Raw genomic sequence first — 16,442 nt, 5'->3', positions numbered from 1 at the left:
GCCTTCGCCAAGTGCGCCTTTGTCGGCAGCCGCGGCACTGGCAAGAGCACCTACCTGCGGCATCTTGAACGTGATCTGGAGAGAGAGGGGACTTTCACGCCGGTCCACATCTATCTCGATGCCAGCCTGGAGTCTGACTGTCATTACAGCGATCTTTTCCTTTGGATGGTGGATGAGATCGCCCGGCAGTTTGACGGCAGGGGGCATCCTGTGAATGAGGCGGCTCTTTCCGAGGTGGCTGTCTGGTTTGCGGAGAAAACCATCAGCAAGACCACAGAGTGGAAAAAGGAAATTGGCCTGACTGCGGAGGCCGAAGCATCCGCAAAAACCGGCATCCCGGGCATTTTCTCCCTCAAGCTCCTGGCTCGTTTGAAGTCGATGATCGTCGGCAGCGAGCAGTCGCGGAAAGACATTCGTCAAAATGTGCAGAATTACGCGACTGAATTGCGTCACCGTGTGAACGACTTTCTAGATCATGCTCGCGCTGTGCTAAAAGACGCTGGAAAGCCTGATCGCCTGCTAATTGTCCAGGACAACCTGGACCGCATCCGTCCGCGTGAGAGAGCCTGGCACTTGTTCGAAAGCGGAGGAGAAATGCTCGCCGACATTCGGGCTGACGTGGTTTACACCGCCCCGCTCGTTCTCAATCTCGCCCCCCTCGACATAGGCCCTATTTTTGGCAACGTGTTCACGATGCCGAATGTGAAGGTGCGCAAACGTGATGGCAGTGCGCACAGGGCGGGTGTGGACAGCCTCGTCACGCTGCTTGGCAAGCGTCTCTCCCTCAAGGCGGTCTTCCGGAGTGGAAGCGTAGTCCGCTACCTGGCAGAGATGAGTGGCGGTAGTGTGCGCGAGCTTTTGCGGCTGGTGAGTGAGGCTCAGCTTGAAGCCCAGGTCTCCCACAAGCCGAAAGTGGATATGAAAAGTGCCAGGGCGGCAGTCACAAAGAAGGCCGTCAACTTCACCCGCCTGCTCATGCCTATGTCTGTCTATTTTCCGATCCTGGCGGAAATCCACCGCACCAAGGGCGCTTATCAAATATCGGAAGCGGAGGCCACCACCGAGCGGGTGGCTTCCGCGCGTGAGTTTTTTGCCGAACTCATCGGCAATGAGGCAGTGCTTGAATACAACGGCGATGACTCATGGTATGACGTGCATCCCGCCATCCGCGAAACCGGCCCATTCCAAGATGCCCTCGCAAAAACCAGTCAAGCCTAGGCCTGCGGAAGTGGAGGACGGCTCTGGCCGGGAGCTGCGGGCCATGGGGCTGTTTGTCCGGCAGGTCACGGAGTTCAGGCTCGCGCTGGCCTTGCATAATGATCCGGTGCGGCGTGATGCAATGATCCAGGAGCTCGCTGGCGATCTCGCAAAGGATGCGCTGCAACTGCTGGTGGTTGATCTCGACAAAGACGAGCACGGAAGGATGCTGCTCGAACATGTGAAGCTCTCGCTCACCCGTTTGTCGCCTGGTATGCGCCCAGTGGTGATGGTGGTGAATCTGGAGGGCAGGGTTGAGTACAATCCTGAACTCGCAGCCGCGAAACACACAGACTTCCTGGCGTCCGCCAACTTGCATCGCGAATTGTTTGTCGCCGCCTGCCCTTGTCCGCTCGTCATCTGGATGACGGAGATGCTTGAGCAGGCATTCGTGAAGCAAGCGCCGGACCTGTGGCACTGGCGAAGTCATGTTTTTGACCTGCGAACGCGGCGTATGTCGCAATCACAGGGACAGGATGAAGAAGGCGTTTTGATCGGGAGCGATGATCAACGCATTCATCCCGGAGTGCGCGTCACCAAGCTATTGGAGGAGCTTGCTGCTTATAGGGCCAATGGCTCCAGATTTGATGAGATGCGCACGCTCAACGCGATCGGCATCGCCAGGCAGCAAATGGGCGATGCCAGGCTGGCGCGCCATGATTTTCAAGCAGTGTTCGAGATCGCGCGTGAGCTGCAAGCGCCAGGTTGGGAAGCAACAGCGCTTGGAAACCTCGGCGGGACTCTGGCGGAGATCGGCGACCTGGAACTAGCGGAAATATCATTTGCGCAAGCCCTTGAAATTGCCCGTGCCGTGCAAGACCTCAAAATGGAGGCAAACATACTTTCCAATCTGGGAATCATCCGCCGAAGAATGAATGATCTCCCAAAGGCGTTGGAATACCATGAGCAAAGCCTGTCGCTGGCGAGATTGATCAAGGATCGTAAGACCGAAGGCACGGCATTGGCAAACTTGGCCAACGTTCATGCCGACCTCCATGATGATCGCAAAGCCATCGAACTCGCCGAGGAAAGCCTGCTCATCGCTCGTGAACTTGGCGATCGCAGGGGGGAGGCTGGAGCGCTTGGCACGTTGGGCGTCACGCACAGGCATCTGGGCGATTTGCAGAAGGCCATTGATTACTACTCGCAACAAGAGGCTATTTCACGGGAGGTGGGGGATTGGCGCGGGGAGGGCAGAGCCATCTGGAATTCGGCGCTGGCGCATGGAGCCATGGGCAGGCATGAAGAGGGACGTTCGCTCGCTCGCAATGCCTTGGTCATCTACAAATCCCTGGGGCATCCCCTCGCTCGAGATATCGAAGCGTTTCTGAATGAATTGGAAGCTGCGTAGAATGCCATGCAATTCTTGCGTTCACTGCTGCATCTGGCTATGACTCGCCATCAAGCTTCCCACTTTTCATGACACTCACTGGACATCACTTCATCGCTGGTCGCGAGGCCGCGCCTCACGGTCACCTTTTTCACGCCTTCAATCCCAGCACGAGCGCCCAGCTTGAACCAGCGTATGGCGACGCGACCCATGCGGAGGCGGATGAGGCCCTGCGTGCGGCGGAGGCTGCGTTTGACGCGTTACGGCTCGCCACGCCGGAGACACGGGCGGATCTTCTCGATGCCATCGCGGATGAGATCACTGCTCTTGGCGATGCCTTGCTCGAACGCGCCCATGCGGAGTGCGGCCTGCCGATGGCACGCCTCACGGGCGAGCGTGGACGCGCGATCGGCCAGTGCAAGCTGTTCGCCTCGTTGATTCGTGAGGGCTCCTGGGCGGATGCGCGTGTGGATCACGCGATTCCTGATCGCCAGCCACTGCCGAAGCCGGATGTGCGCCGCGTGATGATGCCGCTCGGCCCTGTGGTGGTTTTTGGCGCCAGCAATTTCCCCTTCGCCATCGGTGTGATCGGCACCGACACGGTGTGTGCGCTCGCCGCCGGTTGTCCGGTCGTGGTGAAGGGCCATCCGGCGCATCCCGGCACCTGTGAGATGCTCGGACGCGCGGTTTTGAACGCGCTGCACAAGGTTGGGCTCCCTGCGGGCTGTTTCTCGCTGCTGCATGGCAAAGGAAACGACATCGGCACGACGCTGGTGAAGCATCCCATCACTCAGGCGGTCGGTTTCACCGGTTCGCTGCGTGGCGGTCGTGCGCTGATGGATGTCGCCGCGGCGCGTCCGCACCCGATTCCGGTTTATGCGGAGATGGGCTCGGTGAATCCGGTGTTCGTGCTGCCCGGAGCGCTCAAGGAGCGTGCATCGAAGATCGCGGAGGCGTACATCGGCTCCGTTACGATGGGCGTGGGCCAGTTCTGCACGAATCCCGCCATCGTGCTGGGCTTGAAGAGTGATGGCCTGCAGCAGTTCATCAGCAACGCCGCCGCCATGGCATCCAAGGTCGCGCCGCAGACGATGCTGCATCGTGGGATTTGCGAAGCCTATCAAGCCGGAACGGCGGTGTGGCGGACGATCAACGGCCTGGAACTGGCCGGACAGTCGGAAACGGCTCCTGCGGAAACAGCCAGCCAGGCTGCCTGCCGGATCTTCACCACGACCATTGACGTCCTGGAAGGGAATTCCGAACTGAACAGGGAAGTCTTCGGTCCGTGCTCCATCATCACCGAGTGCCCGGGGCTGGACGACATGCTGCGCTACGCGAACAGCCTCGAAGGCCAGTTGACCGCGACGATTCACGGCACGGTGGACGATCTCCGCGAGTTCGCTCCGCTGGTGCGTGCGCTGGAAAAGAAGGTCGGTCGCATCATTTTCAACGGCTTCCCCACCGGCATCGAAGTGTGCCCTTCCATGCATCACGGCGGCCCGTATCCGGCCGCGAGCCACAGTTTCTTCACCAGCATCGGCACCGCGAGCATTTATCGGTTCGTGCGTCCCGTCTGCTATCAAGGCTTCCCGGAAGAAGCGCTGCCTGAGCTGCTTCAGGACGCGAATCCGCGTGGCGCGATGCGGATTGTCGATGGCGAACTGAAGAGGTAAGTCGGTAGCACCCGAACACCCAAGCTCCTGAAAACGGGGGCATGAAAACGGTGTCAGGCTTCAACCCGGTGACAACTCATGGCACACAGAGGACGGGAAGAGGCGGCAAGCACCCGGGCGATGCCCTCAAAGCAGGTTTCAATCAATCGGCGGTGGTCTTCGGGCGGGTTTCCAAGGACGAAATCCAGGCTTGCTGTTTCGGTGGGGTGGTACCATGATCCGGGCCGGATACGTTCCGCAGGGCCTGGGGGCCTGCGACTTCAAAACCACGCGCACCATGAAGACTCGTCCGCACGATGGCGGCCCGGCATGCGGGCTGCGCTGCCCCCGTTCTCTGCCTTCTACCTCATGCTGGCCTTTCTGCTGCCTGCCTGGATGGGAGCACGGGCGCAGGTGCCGCTGAAGTTCAAGCATGCGAGGATCACGAGTCTGGAGCAAAAACAGGGCGACCAGCCGGTGAAGTCTCTGCCTGAGAGGTATGTGGCTGCGACCAGCGTGACGGAGATCAATCTGGGACAGGTGTGGGGCTACCGAGTTTACCTGCATGGCGCTCTTCTCCAGGTGAGTGCGCCTTCGACGATCATGGCCTCAGGTGGTCCTGGAATCCAGACGGCGAATCTGGCGGGCAGCCATGTGCGGCTGACGGCGACGTATGTGCCGCAGGAGGTGGGCGAGTACCTGGCTAACTGCCTGGTGGAGAACCAAGGCTACCAAGGCTTTTATGAAGTGGAAGATGAAGAGAGCGTGAAGGTGCCGGTGTCATTCAACGGACAATGGAATCCCGGCGTGGTGGCGTTGTTTGAGGAGATCGACCAGCCGGATGAGTATTATGTGCCCGTCACCTTCGCGACGGGTTCGGACGGTGGCTTTGTGCGGGGGACGGTGGAACTGGTGTACACCACCGAGGAGGAGCCCATCCGGGTGGATACGCTGGTGGATGAGGACGATGGCGACCATGCCGAAGGCGATCAAAGCCTGCGCGAGGCGCTGGGGCGGGCCTTTGCCAAGGAGAATGAGCCGGTGGCCATTCCCATCCTGGTATCGGGCACCATTGCGCTGGATTCGGAACTGGTGGCCACGGGAGTCAATGCGGAGCTGGTCACGATCCTGGGCAATGGCGACATCACACTGGATGGCCAGGGCGGGTGCCGCATCCTGAATGTGGCGGCCGGGCGCAAGGTCGAGCTTATGTACGTGAACGTGGAGAATGGACGATCGCCCGTGGGCGAGCTGGGTGGCGGCATTGTCAATAGAGGCAGCCTCCGGCTGTTGCGCTGCCTTTTCAAAAATAACGTGGCGCGTGATTCTGGCGGAGGAGCGGTGGCTACGGAAGGGAGCCAGGCTGTGGGGGTGACAAGGGATTGTTTTTTCGATGGGAACCGGATGATCGGAGATGGTGAGGTGGGCGGCACGCTCGTCGCCATCAATGGTGCATCAACATCGGTGGTGAACTGTGCCATCATCAATTCAAACATGGCCGTGCTGAACGTGGCTGCGACGGCCACCTTCCTGCATTGCACGCTGTACAACGGGCGCAAGCTGATCACGACGGTCAGCGGTGGCACCACCAATCTCGGGCATTGCGCCATCGCGGGCGGTGCCAGGGGCGGGAACGAGCCGGATATCGTCACCTCGCAAGCGGGAGAGACTGTGTCATTGGGCTTCAATGCCTATGAGAGCGCGGACTCCTCCTTCGAGACAGTCACTTCTGACATCCAGGCGGATGATCTCCTGATGAGGTCTGCTGCCGGAGGTGGTGTGGTGCTGCTGGCCTTCAGCCCGTGCGTGGACGCCGGTGATCCCGAGGTGAATACTGGAGGACACATTCCACCGCTGACGGCTGACATCGTGGGCAATCCGCGAGAGTCCGAGGAAGGAAAGATCGACATCGGAGCCATCGAGGTGAGCGCCTACACCGTATATCTGGCCCGGGAACTGACCGACAATGCGCCGGACAAGAACCAGAATGGAGTGCCAGACATCATCGATGTGCTCACAGGCACGCTGTCCATGCAGGGCGGTGCTGGCGCACCGCAGCCGCTGGATTTCATCGACGTGCTCACCGGGGGTCCTGCCGCACTGAAGGCCGGTGTGTTTCCAGACAGTGATGCACCACCCGGCATGGATCACACGATCATCGAGGTGCGCGTCGATGAGCGCGTGGTGGATGGCGACCTGACGCTGGAGACCTCCACCGATCTGGTGACGTGGACGGCCCGCGCGACCTACGCGGGGCAGGGGCCCTCCTTTGGATACAGCCGTTACTTCGTGGATGGCGCCACGCTGGTGGACGAGCGGAAGGCCGGCTTTGTATATTTTCTCCGCGAGAGCGTGCCCAACGACAGCGGGCAGAAACTCTTTGTGAGGCTGCGAGGCACGAAGTTCTAGAGAGCAGGGAGGGGATGCCGCAGAAATGGGGCTCCACCGCCGCCGCCGAGCTTGATCGTTCGCCTTTGAAGGAGTTTGCCATGGATGGCTGGGGGATTGGTCCCAAGCTCCGTTCCGGGATGAAGCGGCGCGTTGAGGACAACGCGCCCTACCCGGAAGGGTGTTCAGGGCAGCTTGGCGAGCGCTTCACGGCCTTTGGCTTTCAATTCGCGGTCGTCGTATTCTTTTTCGGGCATGGCGAGGCCGCGCTGGAGCGCCTGGCGCGCCTCCTTGGTGCGGCCCATCTGCGCGTAGGTGCGGCCGAGCTCGATGTGATGTCGCAAACGTCGCGGATTGATGGCGATGGCGCGTTCGAAGCAGGCCACGGCGGCCTCGTTGGTGGTCACGGGCAGTTTGCCATAGATGAGCGAGCCGAGGGTGCGTTTGACGGCACCGATGCCGGCGAGCACCTGGTGCCAGCGGCCCAGCACATGCCAGGCGTTGTCGTTGTCGGGATTCAGACGCAGCGCCTTGTCCACCGCCTCCTTGATGTGGGGCGTGGCCTCGACCTGGGCCTTGCTGCCTTGGAAGGGAAGCATCTTGCCGTAGGTGATGGCGGGCGACAACTGGGCCTCGGAGTTGTTCGGTGCCAGGGCGGCCGCCCGCTGGCCGTAACCGAGGGCGGTGTTGCCGAGCTTGATCTTGTCCTCGTTGCCGCGTGCCTCGGCCATGAGGTAGCGATACTGGCGGGCGATGCGGAGAAGCAGGGGCACGTTCTTCGGCTCCAGAGCGAGGGCCTGCAGGTAGTAGTTCAAGGCGCGGTTGGCCTGAAACTTCTCATCAAACACGTCTCCCTTGTCCATGAGCAGCTCGGCAGGGGTCTTGGCGGGCGTTTCAGGAGGTGGCGGGGTGATTGCATTCGCAGTTTGCGCGTGCGCTAGGCCGCACGTCAGCACGATGACGATGAGAGCCGCTGCGAGGGTGGAGGAGAGTCTCATGGCGTCAGGATTTGGCGGCGATGATACGGGCGGCATTGATGAGCTGGGCCTCACCCCTGCGGGGACCGATCAATTGCAGGCTGGTGACCGGGGTGACGCGGCCCTGGGGCTGCATCGGCACCGGAATGGCGAGCGCAGGATTGCCCGCGTAGTTCACGCCGACGGTGTTCTGCATGTTGAACACACGAAGCTCGAACAGTACGGTGGAGCCCCAGAAGGGGAACTTCGGCGGCAGGCCTTGCAGCGTGGGAACGGCGATGAGATCGACGTCTTCAAACACGGCGCGCAACGTGCGCTGCCAGGCCGCCCGCCGCTGGAGGGCGCCAGCGTATCGCAGGTTGTATTCGATCTCGCCGAGCGCAAAAACGGCCTTGGTGAGGAAGTCGATGCCCTTTTTGTTCTGGAACTGGCGGTCGGTGAGCCAGGCGTCGGCTGCGGCGACGACTTTGCCATCCCTCTGCGCCTGCTCCCAGCGTTTCTTGAACTCGGGACTCAGCGTGACGACCTTGAAGCGGCTGGCGGCGAGAGCGCGATCAATCGCCTCGTCGATGGCGGGATCGGTGCCGTCGAGGTAAAGGCGTCCGATCTTGATCTGACGTCCGGTCGGTTGATTCGCGACCGCTTTGGCGTAGCGGCCGGCGAATCCGCGCTGGAGGAGGTCCATGCCCTTCACCAGGTCGGGAACATTTCTCGCCATGGGGCCGACCGTGTCGAGATGCTTCGGTGAGATGGGGAAAACACCTTCCAACGGCACGAGACCAAAGGTCGTCTTCAGTCCATAAACACCGCAGCAGGCCGCGGGCACGCGGATGGAGCCGGCGGTGTCGGTGCCGAAGGCCACATCGGCCATGTAGGTCTTCACCGCCACGGCTGAGCCGCTGGAGGAGCCACCGGGGATCACCTCGTTCACGCCGTCAAACCGGTTGCGTGGGGTGCCGAAGTAGGCGTTCTCGCCGGATACGGTGACCGCCAGCTCGGTGAGGTTTGTTTTGCCGACGATGGGAATGCCGCGCTCACGTGCGATCTGCAAACAACGCGCGTCGCGTGCCGCCGGGGCGCTGGTTTTGGCGACGTATTCGGAGCCTGCCGTGGTGACGACGCCTTTCATGTCGATGAGGTCCTTGATGGCGAGGCGCAACTCGCCCTCGCGGGCCTGTTGCGGCCAATAGGCGGTGAATGCATGGGCGCGGGCCCGGCGCGTCTGGCGTTCTTGATAAGAACAGCCGCTGCCGAGAAGCAGCAGCGCTGTCGTGGCGGCAAACGAGGCGCGGATGAAGCGGCGGTGGTTGGGCGTCATGGGGGGAGGTCACCATCCCAGGGACTGGAACTCACCCTTCCATTCGTCTTTGTGAACGCAGATGGCCGCATCGTTCCACATCTCGGCGACGCGGAGGTGCCACGGCGTGAGGTGAGAAAAGCATACAACCGGCAGAATGGCATGGGTCGATGGATGTCGTGTGCCACCCATGGGCGGAAGAACTTCGTGAGCGATTCCGGCCTTCACCTGGAGATCCCTGCCATGAGAGTCCGCTGGTCGAGACGCATTTTTCGATGGAACAACACCGTGCTGGTCATCCTGGCCGTGCTGATCGTCGGCCTGCGCATCGCGCTGCCCCAGCTCGTGCAGCGTCATGTGAACCGGGTGCTGGACGAGATGCCGGAGTACGACGGCCACATCGGCGATGTGGACATGATGCTGTGGCAGGGGGCGTATGAAATCGAGGACATCGAGATCGTGAAGACCACGGGAAAGGTGCCGGTGCCGTTCTTCGCCGCGAAGGCGGTGAAGCTCTCGGTCGAGTGGAAGGCTCTGTTTGACGGGGCGTGGGTGGGCGAGATCGACTTCGAATCACCCGTGATCAACGTCGTGAATGGTGCCTCAAAGGCCACGACGCAGGTCGGCGTGGACAAGCCGTGGCTCGATGTGCTCTCCAGGCTGTTCCCGCTCGACTTGAACCGGTTTGAGGTCCATGACGGCACGATTCATTACCGGGACTTCCACAGTCGGCCGAAGGTCGATTTGAAGGTGGACCAGCTTCACGTCCTGGGCCGCAATTTCACCAACAGCCGGGACCTCGCGGAGAAACTGGTGGCGACCATCGAGGCGAGAGGACGTGCCTTGGGCGAATCGCGGCTGGACCTGGACATGGAGATCAATCCCTTCACGTCGCTGCCCACCTTTGACATGGATTTGAAGATGAGCCCGGTCTCGCTGGTGCGGCTCAATGACTTCTCCCGGGCCTACGCCAACTTTGACTTCGAGAAAGGCACGCTGGCGATCGCGGCGGAGTTTGCCGCCGTGAATGGCAGCATGCGGGGTTACTTGAAGCCCTTGTTCGACGATGTGGACATCGTGGATGTGAAGGAGGATGCCAGGAATCCGCTTCACCTGCTGTGGGAGGGCTTTGTGGGCTCCGTCACGCGCCTGTTCCGCAACCAGCGGAAGGAACGCTTTGCCACCATGATCCCGTTGCAAGGCCGGGTGGATGATCCGAAGGCCGCGGTGCTGCCGACGATCGGCAACATCTTCCGTAACGCCTTCGTGCGGGCCTACGGCCCCAATCTCGAAAACATCATCCAACTGGAGCGGCAGGGAAAAAAGAAGTGAGCGGCCGCTCCTCTCACGCGAAGAGGTGCCGCACACGTTTCGCCCCGCGCTTCATCGCCTTCGCTCCATCGTCCATGAGATCGCTGGCGCGGTCGTAGGCCGGCTCGGCAAAGTCGGCAAGCCGGCTCTGGATGTCCTCCAGCAGATGCATGACACGGCTTTTCGGCGTGGGTGTGGGTGCCAGCAGCTCGCGTGCGGCGATGCCCACCGCGCAGCCAAAGCCGACGGTGGCCAGCGTGGCGGCCATGGGATGATGCCGGATCACGCGTTCCAGTTGGCCGAGGAAGGTGGGTGGCGTCGGAGGCTGTTCCGGCGTTTCTTCATCGGTGGGGGGAATATCGGCAGGATCATTCATGGGATGGTTTCCGGTGGCAGGTGCAGAGTTCAAAGGCCTTGATCACGCCAAGCGTGAGCAGGGCAGGGCGCAGCATTGTCAGCGTCACCGCGCTGGCGCTGGCGACCAGGAAGCGAAGCGGCAGGATGTTGAGGACGACGCCGGCGCCGACGGCCGCGGCGACGGCTTTCGCCGGCTCGTCGCGTGCCATCGTTTCGGCTTTGTCCACAAAGCGGGAGAGCGCATGTTCGGCAGGATGGGCTGGAATGTCAGTGGTCATGGCAGCAGGAATGAAATGAGATGACGGCGGTCCGTCGGACAGGTCACGGACTGAATCGCGTGTGCGCGGGCGGGCGGTCTTAGTGATCATGCATGGCTGCCAGGCGGCACGTCGGCCGCGAAAGGCGAAAATTGCGTCCAAAAGCCGCCGTTGTGCCTCTTATTAGTGGTTATCAAAACGCGCCCATGACTTTCCCTCCTCATCACGAACTCCTCACCAACCGTCGTGACTTCATCCGCCGAGGTGGCGCTGGATTTGGCGCGCTGGCGCTCTCCGCCTTGATGGGCGAATCACCTCTGATGGCCGCCTTGGGCGATGCCGGTGGCAAAGCGGCCACACCGCAGGCCGCCAGGCTCGCGCACAAGGCCGGGAAGGCCAAAAGCGTCATCTTCCTCTTCATGGAGGGCGGGCCCAGCCACATCGATCTCTTTGATCCGAAGCCGCTGCTGCGCAAACTCGCCGGTCAGCAGCTTCCCGACAGCTTTGGCACCGTCATCACCGCCATGGGCGAAAGCCGCGCGCCCTTGCTCGCCGACAAACGCGAATGGAAGCAGCATGGCGAAAGTGGCCTGTGGATCTCCGACTGGCTGCCGCACACCGCGCAATTGGCCGACGAGCTCTGCGTCGTGCGCTCCTGCGTGTCCGACGGCATCAACCACGCCGGCGGCGTCTGCCAGATGAACACCGGCAGCATCTTTGGTGGCCGTCCGTCGCTCGGTGCGTGGGTGAACTACGGTCTCGGCACCGAAAACAGCAACCTGCCCGCTTTTGTCGTCATCAAGGACACCGAAACGCAGGTCGTGAACGGCGTGCGCAACTGGGGCGCTGGTTTCATGCCCGCGACCTATCAAGGCGTCGAATTCGAGGGCGGCGCGACGCCCATCGACAACCTCGCCACGCCGAAAGGGATCAGCGAAGCACGCCAGAAGGGCAAACTCGGCTTCCTCGGCAAATTGAACCGCGATTTCGGTGCCAGCCGCATCGACAACACCGAGCTCGACGCCCGCATCCGCGCCTACGAACTCGCCTTCCGCATGCAGGCCGAGGCACCCGAGGCTGTCGATCTCAAGGGCGAGTCCGAGGCCATCAAGAAGCTCTACGGCATCGATGATCCGAAGACCGAAGTCATGGGCCGCAACTGCCTGCTCGCCCGCCGCCTCGTCGAGCGCGGGGTCCGCTTCGTGCAGCTCTACCACGGTGCCGGCAGCAAGTGGGACGCGCACGACAAGATCGAGGCCAACCACACCAAGTACTGCGGCGAGCAGGACAAACCCGTCGCCGGCCTCCTGCGCGACCTCAAATCCCGCGGCCTGCTCGACGAGACGCTCGTGGTCTGGGGCGGCGAGTTCGGTCGCACACCGATGAGCGAGAAAGGCGACGGCCGCGACCACAATCCGACCGGCTTCACCATGTGGATGGCCGGCGGCGGCGTCAAAGCGGGCACCACGATCGGCGGCACCGACGACCTCGGCCTCCGCGCTGCGGAGGACAAGATCCACGTGCACGACTTCCACGCCACGATCCTCCACCTCATGGGCATCGACCACACGCGCCTCGTGTACACCCACAAAGGCCGCCCGGAGCGCATCGACATGAACGAGGGGAATCCCTTCACCAAGATCCGCGCTTGAGGCGATCTTTTTCCCGATTGAGAAAGCCCTCAGCGGTCGCTACTCTCTGCGCATGACGCTGACACTTCATCTTCCGGACAAACTCGGCGAATACGTCGCTTCGCAGGTCGCCTCCGGATTCTACACCGACGCCGAAGAGGTGGTCCGCGATGCTGTCCGCCACCAGGCGCAACAGCAGCTCGCTTTGGATGCAAACAATGATAATCCGGCCCTCGTCGATGCGCTCCTGGCCGGCGTCCGTTCGCCCAAACGGCCGCTCACCGATGCGGTGTGGACCGAAATGCGCTCGCGGGCCGTCAAGCTGGCTGCCCAATGAGTCTGCGCATCGAGGTCTCCGATCTGGCAGCGGAGGACATCACCCTCCAGCTCGCCTGGTATCTGCGGCACGCGGACGCCGATGTCGCCAACCGCTACGAAGCGGCATTGAAGGCCACTTTTGACAACCTTTCGACCAATCCCGGCCTCGGTCGGCCACGCCGTTTCGCACACCCGGAACTAGCCGGACTTCACAGCCTCACTGCCGAGCAGCCGTTTGATCGCTTTGTCGTGTTTTACCGTGCGGACGGCCGTGTCCTGACCGTGGTGCGCGTCATTCATGGCATGAGGGACCTGCCACGACGTCTGCTCGACCCGCCGGGCGAAGAATGACCTCCGACGCATGAATCCACGGGCCAAATTCGGAGCGTAAAGAGACAGAGCCTTCTCCTTGCCACCGGCGCGAGAAATGGCACCTCATTCACGCATGCAGAATTCCTGGGATGTCATCATCATTGGCGGCGGGCCGGCGGGCGCGACCGCCGCCTGCACGCTGCGCCAGTCGGGCCGCAGGGTGCTGGTGCTGGAGAAGGAGAAGTTCCCGCGCTTTCACATCGGCGAGTCATTGCTGCCCTACAATCGCCCCATCTTCGATGAACTGGGCGTGTGGGGAAAAATCCAGGCGGCGGGCTTCATGGCGAAGCGTGGTGCCCAGTTCTGGATGGGCGATGGCTCCCGCCACACGCGGCTGAACTTCGCCCGCGGCTCCTTCACCGAGTTTCCAGAGTCGATCCAGGTCGAACGTGCCAGGTTCGACGACATCCTGCTTCGTCATGCCGAGGAACTGGGCGCTGAGGTGCGTGAAGAAACGCTGGTGACGGGCTATGACGTGACGAAGGAGCAGGTGGCTGTCCGTTTTCGGGCCAAAGACGGCTCTGAATCCGAGGCGAAGGCGGCTTTCCTGATCGATGCCAGCGGATTGAACAACTTCACCGCCAACCGCGAGAAACTGCGCGACTACTACCCCGGCCACAAAAAGATCGCCATCTTCGGCCACTACAGCGGCGTGCAGATGACCGAGGGCGAGGAAAAGGGCGACATCTTGATCGTGCGGCGGAAAAACTCGTGGTTCTGGATGATTCCGCTCGAAGATGACAAGGTCAGCATCGGTCTCGTGCTCGACCTGGAGGACTTCAAGTCGATGAAGCAGGAGCCGCTGGCGGTGTTCGAGGATGCTGTGGCTGCCACGCCGACCGTGCGCGATCGCATGATCCATGCGAAGGCCATCACGCAGGGGCACGTGCTGAGCGACTTTTCCTACACGAACCGCACGCTCGTCTCCGACCGCGTGGTGCGCGTGGGCGATGCCGCGGGCTTCATCGATCCCATCTTCTCCAGCGGCGTCATGCTCGCGATGCACAGCGCGCAAAAAGGGGCGCGGGCGGTGAGCGCAGCCATCACAGCGAGGAAGGCGATGACCTTTGCGCTCAAACGCTACGAATGGTCCACCAAGAAACACGTCGGCCGTTTCTGGCAGTTCATAGAGAAGTTTTACACGAAGCACTTCGCGCAGCTCTTCTTCCAGCCCAGCAACAAGTTCCGCATGGTCTGCGCCATCAACTGCGTCCTCGCCGGCCGCCCGGAGATGAACTTCGCCACCTGGTGGCGTCTGCAGTTCTTCTTTGGTCTCGTGTGGATCCAGAAACGCTTCGCGCTCGCGAAGCCGATTGAGATCGGTTGATCACCTGGTCTTCACCCGAAGAACCGGGGCGGAACGAGAACCGTTTTCCTTGGTGGCGAAGGCGTGAACGAGACCGCTGTCGGCCGTTTCGTCAGTCTCACGGCAGACGATGAGGGTGACGATTTGATTCGTGTCCGCCGACAAAAAGTCGGCGAGATCCTTGCCGCGCAGCTTGCGCACGCCGCGGTTGATGCCCTGGGCAATCTCGAAGCGGCCGAGCAGCTTCACCTGGCTGCCCACGGGTTGATTGAGCGCGGCTTGAGCGGGATCGTGGGCAGGTGCCTGCTGCCAGGAAAGCCCGTTCTCTTCCCAGGCGTCGGCGGATTCGTTGGTCACACCATACACGGCGAAGGTGCTGTCCGGGACAAAGCTGGCGAAACCGAGTTCGCTGGGCTCGATCGTGAGCACCAGCTCCGCATCCTCGATCTGGCGGCCGGCGAACTGGCTCAAATCGAAGGCGAGATAAGCTTTCCGGTTCAACTCCGGCTTTCCGGTGGTCCATTTCACACGCGCGAAGGGATGCTTGCCGAAGTCTGGCGTCGGTTTGGAGCCCGATTGAATGTAGCTGTCCTTTCCACGGCCAAAGGCGGTCGTGATCGCCTGCCAGCCGTCGCCGGAATCAATCACCGTGGCTGGCTGCCAGCGGCTGGGCTCCGGTGTTTCATCCGAGGTGGGATGAAGCTGGCTCTTCGACCAGCCGCGGTCGATGCCCTGGCCTTTTTCGAGCTTCTTGGAGCCGGTGGCGTTCTTGTCCTCAACCTCCACGAGCCCTTCAAGCACGCGCACCATGTATTTGCCGTCGTCATCGGCGCTGACACCGAATTTCGTGCCCCAGTCGATGACCTTGGCGTCTTTCGTGTCGATGCTGAAGCCCTTGGCCTGTGGCGGAACCTCGGCCACGAGCGTGCCGCGGCGCAGCTTGCAGTTCATGGCATCGAGCACTTCGACGGTGGCAGGAGCTTCGAGCACGAGTTCCGCGCCACTGTCGAAGCGCAGCACCGCGAGACCTTCGATCAAATCGAGCATGCCGGGCTTCAAACGTGCGCCTTCCACCGTCGGCAGGCTGCTGCCGGCCCATTGACACTGCTGGGCACGGATCAGGGTCGCCACGCTGCCATCGCGGCCGTTTTGCAGCCACACGAAGCCGAACGTCACGCATGCGGCTGCGGCGGCCGTGATCGCATGACGCCACCACATGCGCTGCGCGGCGGGTTTTGCCTCGGCGACCGGTTGCGAATGCCACGAGTCATCAAAACACAGTTCGGCACGCTGATGCAGCGCTTTGGCGAAGAACGCGCGGGCTTCGGTCGATTCGCGCAGTTCAGTCTCCAGTGCGGAAACTTCCTCCGCGCTCAGTTTTTGATCCGCGTAACGCTCGGACAGCTCCAGCAGGCGGAATTGATCAGCGGGTTTCATGCTCCGGCTCCTTCCAGTTTCAGTTCCTTCTCCACGCAGTTGAGCAAGTTCATGCGAATGCGGCTCAGGGCGCGATACACGGCCCCGGCGGTGCTGCGGATGCGCTCCGCCACGCCATCGATCTCCATCTCCTCATAGTAGCGGAGCGTGACGAGCTGACGATGCGCGGCGGGGAGTTTCGCCACACAGGATCGCAAGGCATCACGGCGGCGGTCCTCGCCATCGCTGAGTTTCGCGACTTCATCGTGCAGCAGTTCGAGGATGTCATCGCTCAGCGGCGTGGCTTCGCGTTTCTTCTGCCGCCGATAGGTGAGCACCTGGTGAAAAGCCGTTTTGCGCGCCCAGGCGAGGAAGTGGGTGCCCGTCTCGAACTGATCAAAGCAACGCCACAGGATCATCTTCGTCTGCTGGAGGATGTCATCGGCGTCATGCGGGTCCTGAACGAGGCTGTAAACATACACGCCCAGCGCACGGTCATGGTGCGTGAGAAGTTCGAGGAATTCCTGGGTGCGGTCGGCTTCAGACATGGCGGGGAAACATCACGGACGAGGC

General features: G+C 61.8%; 15 protein-coding genes. 9 read left to right on the top strand and 6 right to left on the bottom strand.

Features of this window, described 5'->3' with window-relative positions; translation table 11 throughout:
• The first annotated feature begins 165 nt into the window (after positions 1-165).
• The 4 genes from IAE77_RS08070 to IAE77_RS08055 all read left to right on the top strand — a co-directional run bounded on the left by IAE77_RS08070 (position 166) and on the right by IAE77_RS08055 (position 6,648).
• Complete coding sequence (locus IAE77_RS08070) at positions 166-1,218, top strand: hypothetical protein (protein ID WP_345780968.1); 1,053 nt, start codon at positions 166-168, stop codon at positions 1,216-1,218.
• Between the two features lie 43 nt (positions 1,219-1,261).
• The gene (locus IAE77_RS08065; protein WP_294224463.1) at positions 1,262-2,608 is read left to right on the top strand and encodes a tetratricopeptide repeat protein; all 1,347 of its coding nucleotides are present in this window, start codon (positions 1,262-1,264) and stop codon (positions 2,606-2,608) included.
• A gap of 68 nt (positions 2,609-2,676) precedes the next feature.
• On the top strand, positions 2,677-4,260 hold the full coding sequence (locus IAE77_RS08060) for an aldehyde dehydrogenase (NADP(+)) (RefSeq protein ID WP_294224460.1): 1,584 nt from the start codon (positions 2,677-2,679) through the stop codon (positions 4,258-4,260).
• Between the two features lie 348 nt (positions 4,261-4,608).
• Entirely contained in the window at positions 4,609-6,648 is a 2,040-nt protein-coding gene (locus tag IAE77_RS08055; protein ID WP_294224457.1) for a hypothetical protein, read from the top strand.
• Positions 6,649-6,812: 164 nt separating this feature from the next.
• Here IAE77_RS08055 and IAE77_RS08050 read toward each other — a convergent pair whose 3' ends face one another.
• Both IAE77_RS08050 and IAE77_RS08045 read right to left on the bottom strand, forming a co-directional pair.
• Positions 6,813-7,625, bottom strand: a complete 813-nt coding sequence (locus tag IAE77_RS08050) for a tetratricopeptide repeat protein (RefSeq protein WP_294224454.1) — start codon at positions 7,623-7,625, stop codon at positions 6,813-6,815.
• A 4-nt stretch (positions 7,626-7,629) separates the two neighbouring features.
• Entirely contained in the window at positions 7,630-8,922 is a 1,293-nt protein-coding gene (locus IAE77_RS08045) for an amidase (protein ID WP_294224451.1), read from the bottom strand.
• A gap of 222 nt (positions 8,923-9,144) precedes the next feature.
• Here IAE77_RS08045 and IAE77_RS08040 point away from each other — a divergent pair, with 222 nt between their 5' ends.
• Positions 9,145-10,233, top strand: a complete 1,089-nt coding sequence (locus IAE77_RS08040) for a DUF748 domain-containing protein (protein ID WP_294224449.1) — start codon at positions 9,145-9,147, stop codon at positions 10,231-10,233.
• A gap of 13 nt (positions 10,234-10,246) precedes the next feature.
• Here the strand turns inward: IAE77_RS08040 and IAE77_RS08035 are convergent, their stop codons facing one another.
• Positions 10,247-10,588: a hypothetical protein gene (locus IAE77_RS08035; protein WP_294224445.1), complete on the bottom strand. Its 342-nt coding sequence runs from the start codon at positions 10,586-10,588 to the stop codon at positions 10,247-10,249.
• Positions 10,581-10,847: a hypothetical protein gene (locus IAE77_RS08030; RefSeq protein WP_294224443.1), complete on the bottom strand. Its 267-nt coding sequence runs from the start codon at positions 10,845-10,847 to the stop codon at positions 10,581-10,583. The genes IAE77_RS08035 and IAE77_RS08030 overlap by 8 nt, the downstream gene beginning before the upstream one ends.
• Positions 10,848-11,032: 185 nt before the next feature.
• Here IAE77_RS08030 and IAE77_RS08025 point away from each other — a divergent pair, with 185 nt between their 5' ends.
• The 4 genes from IAE77_RS08025 to IAE77_RS08010 all read left to right on the top strand — a co-directional run bounded on the left by IAE77_RS08025 (position 11,033) and on the right by IAE77_RS08010 (position 14,474).
• Complete coding sequence (locus tag IAE77_RS08025; protein ID WP_294224440.1) at positions 11,033-12,478, top strand: DUF1501 domain-containing protein; 1,446 nt, start codon at positions 11,033-11,035, stop codon at positions 12,476-12,478.
• Positions 12,479-12,530: 52 nt separating this feature from the next.
• On the top strand, positions 12,531-12,794 hold the full coding sequence (locus tag IAE77_RS08020) for a hypothetical protein (RefSeq protein WP_294224437.1): 264 nt from the start codon (positions 12,531-12,533) through the stop codon (positions 12,792-12,794).
• A complete protein-coding gene (locus tag IAE77_RS08015; RefSeq protein WP_294224434.1) occupies positions 12,791-13,126 on the top strand; it encodes a type II toxin-antitoxin system RelE/ParE family toxin in 336 nt (111 codons plus the stop codon). The genes IAE77_RS08020 and IAE77_RS08015 overlap by 4 nt, the downstream gene beginning before the upstream one ends.
• Before the next feature lie 94 nt (positions 13,127-13,220).
• The gene (locus tag IAE77_RS08010) at positions 13,221-14,474 is read left to right on the top strand and encodes an NAD(P)/FAD-dependent oxidoreductase (protein ID WP_294224428.1); all 1,254 of its coding nucleotides are present in this window, start codon (positions 13,221-13,223) and stop codon (positions 14,472-14,474) included.
• Here the strand turns inward: IAE77_RS08010 and IAE77_RS08005 are convergent, their stop codons facing one another.
• Both IAE77_RS08005 and IAE77_RS08000 read right to left on the bottom strand, forming a co-directional pair.
• Positions 14,475-15,890 carry a DNRLRE domain-containing protein gene (locus tag IAE77_RS08005; RefSeq protein ID WP_294224425.1) on the bottom strand — a complete coding sequence of 472 codons (1,416 nt, stop codon included), beginning with the start codon at positions 15,888-15,890 and terminating at the stop codon, positions 14,475-14,477. It abuts the gene before it with no gap.
• Entirely contained in the window at positions 15,887-16,417 is a 531-nt protein-coding gene (locus tag IAE77_RS08000) for a sigma-70 family RNA polymerase sigma factor (protein WP_294224422.1), read from the bottom strand. The genes IAE77_RS08005 and IAE77_RS08000 overlap by 4 nt, the downstream gene beginning before the upstream one ends.
• Between the last annotated feature and the right edge of the window lie 25 nt (positions 16,418-16,442).

The sequence above is a fragment of the Prosthecobacter sp. genome (assembly GCF_014879935.1).
GTDB lineage: Bacteria > Verrucomicrobiota > Verrucomicrobiia > Verrucomicrobiales > Verrucomicrobiaceae > Prosthecobacter.
This window is presented reverse-complemented; position numbering and strand designations above follow the sequence as displayed.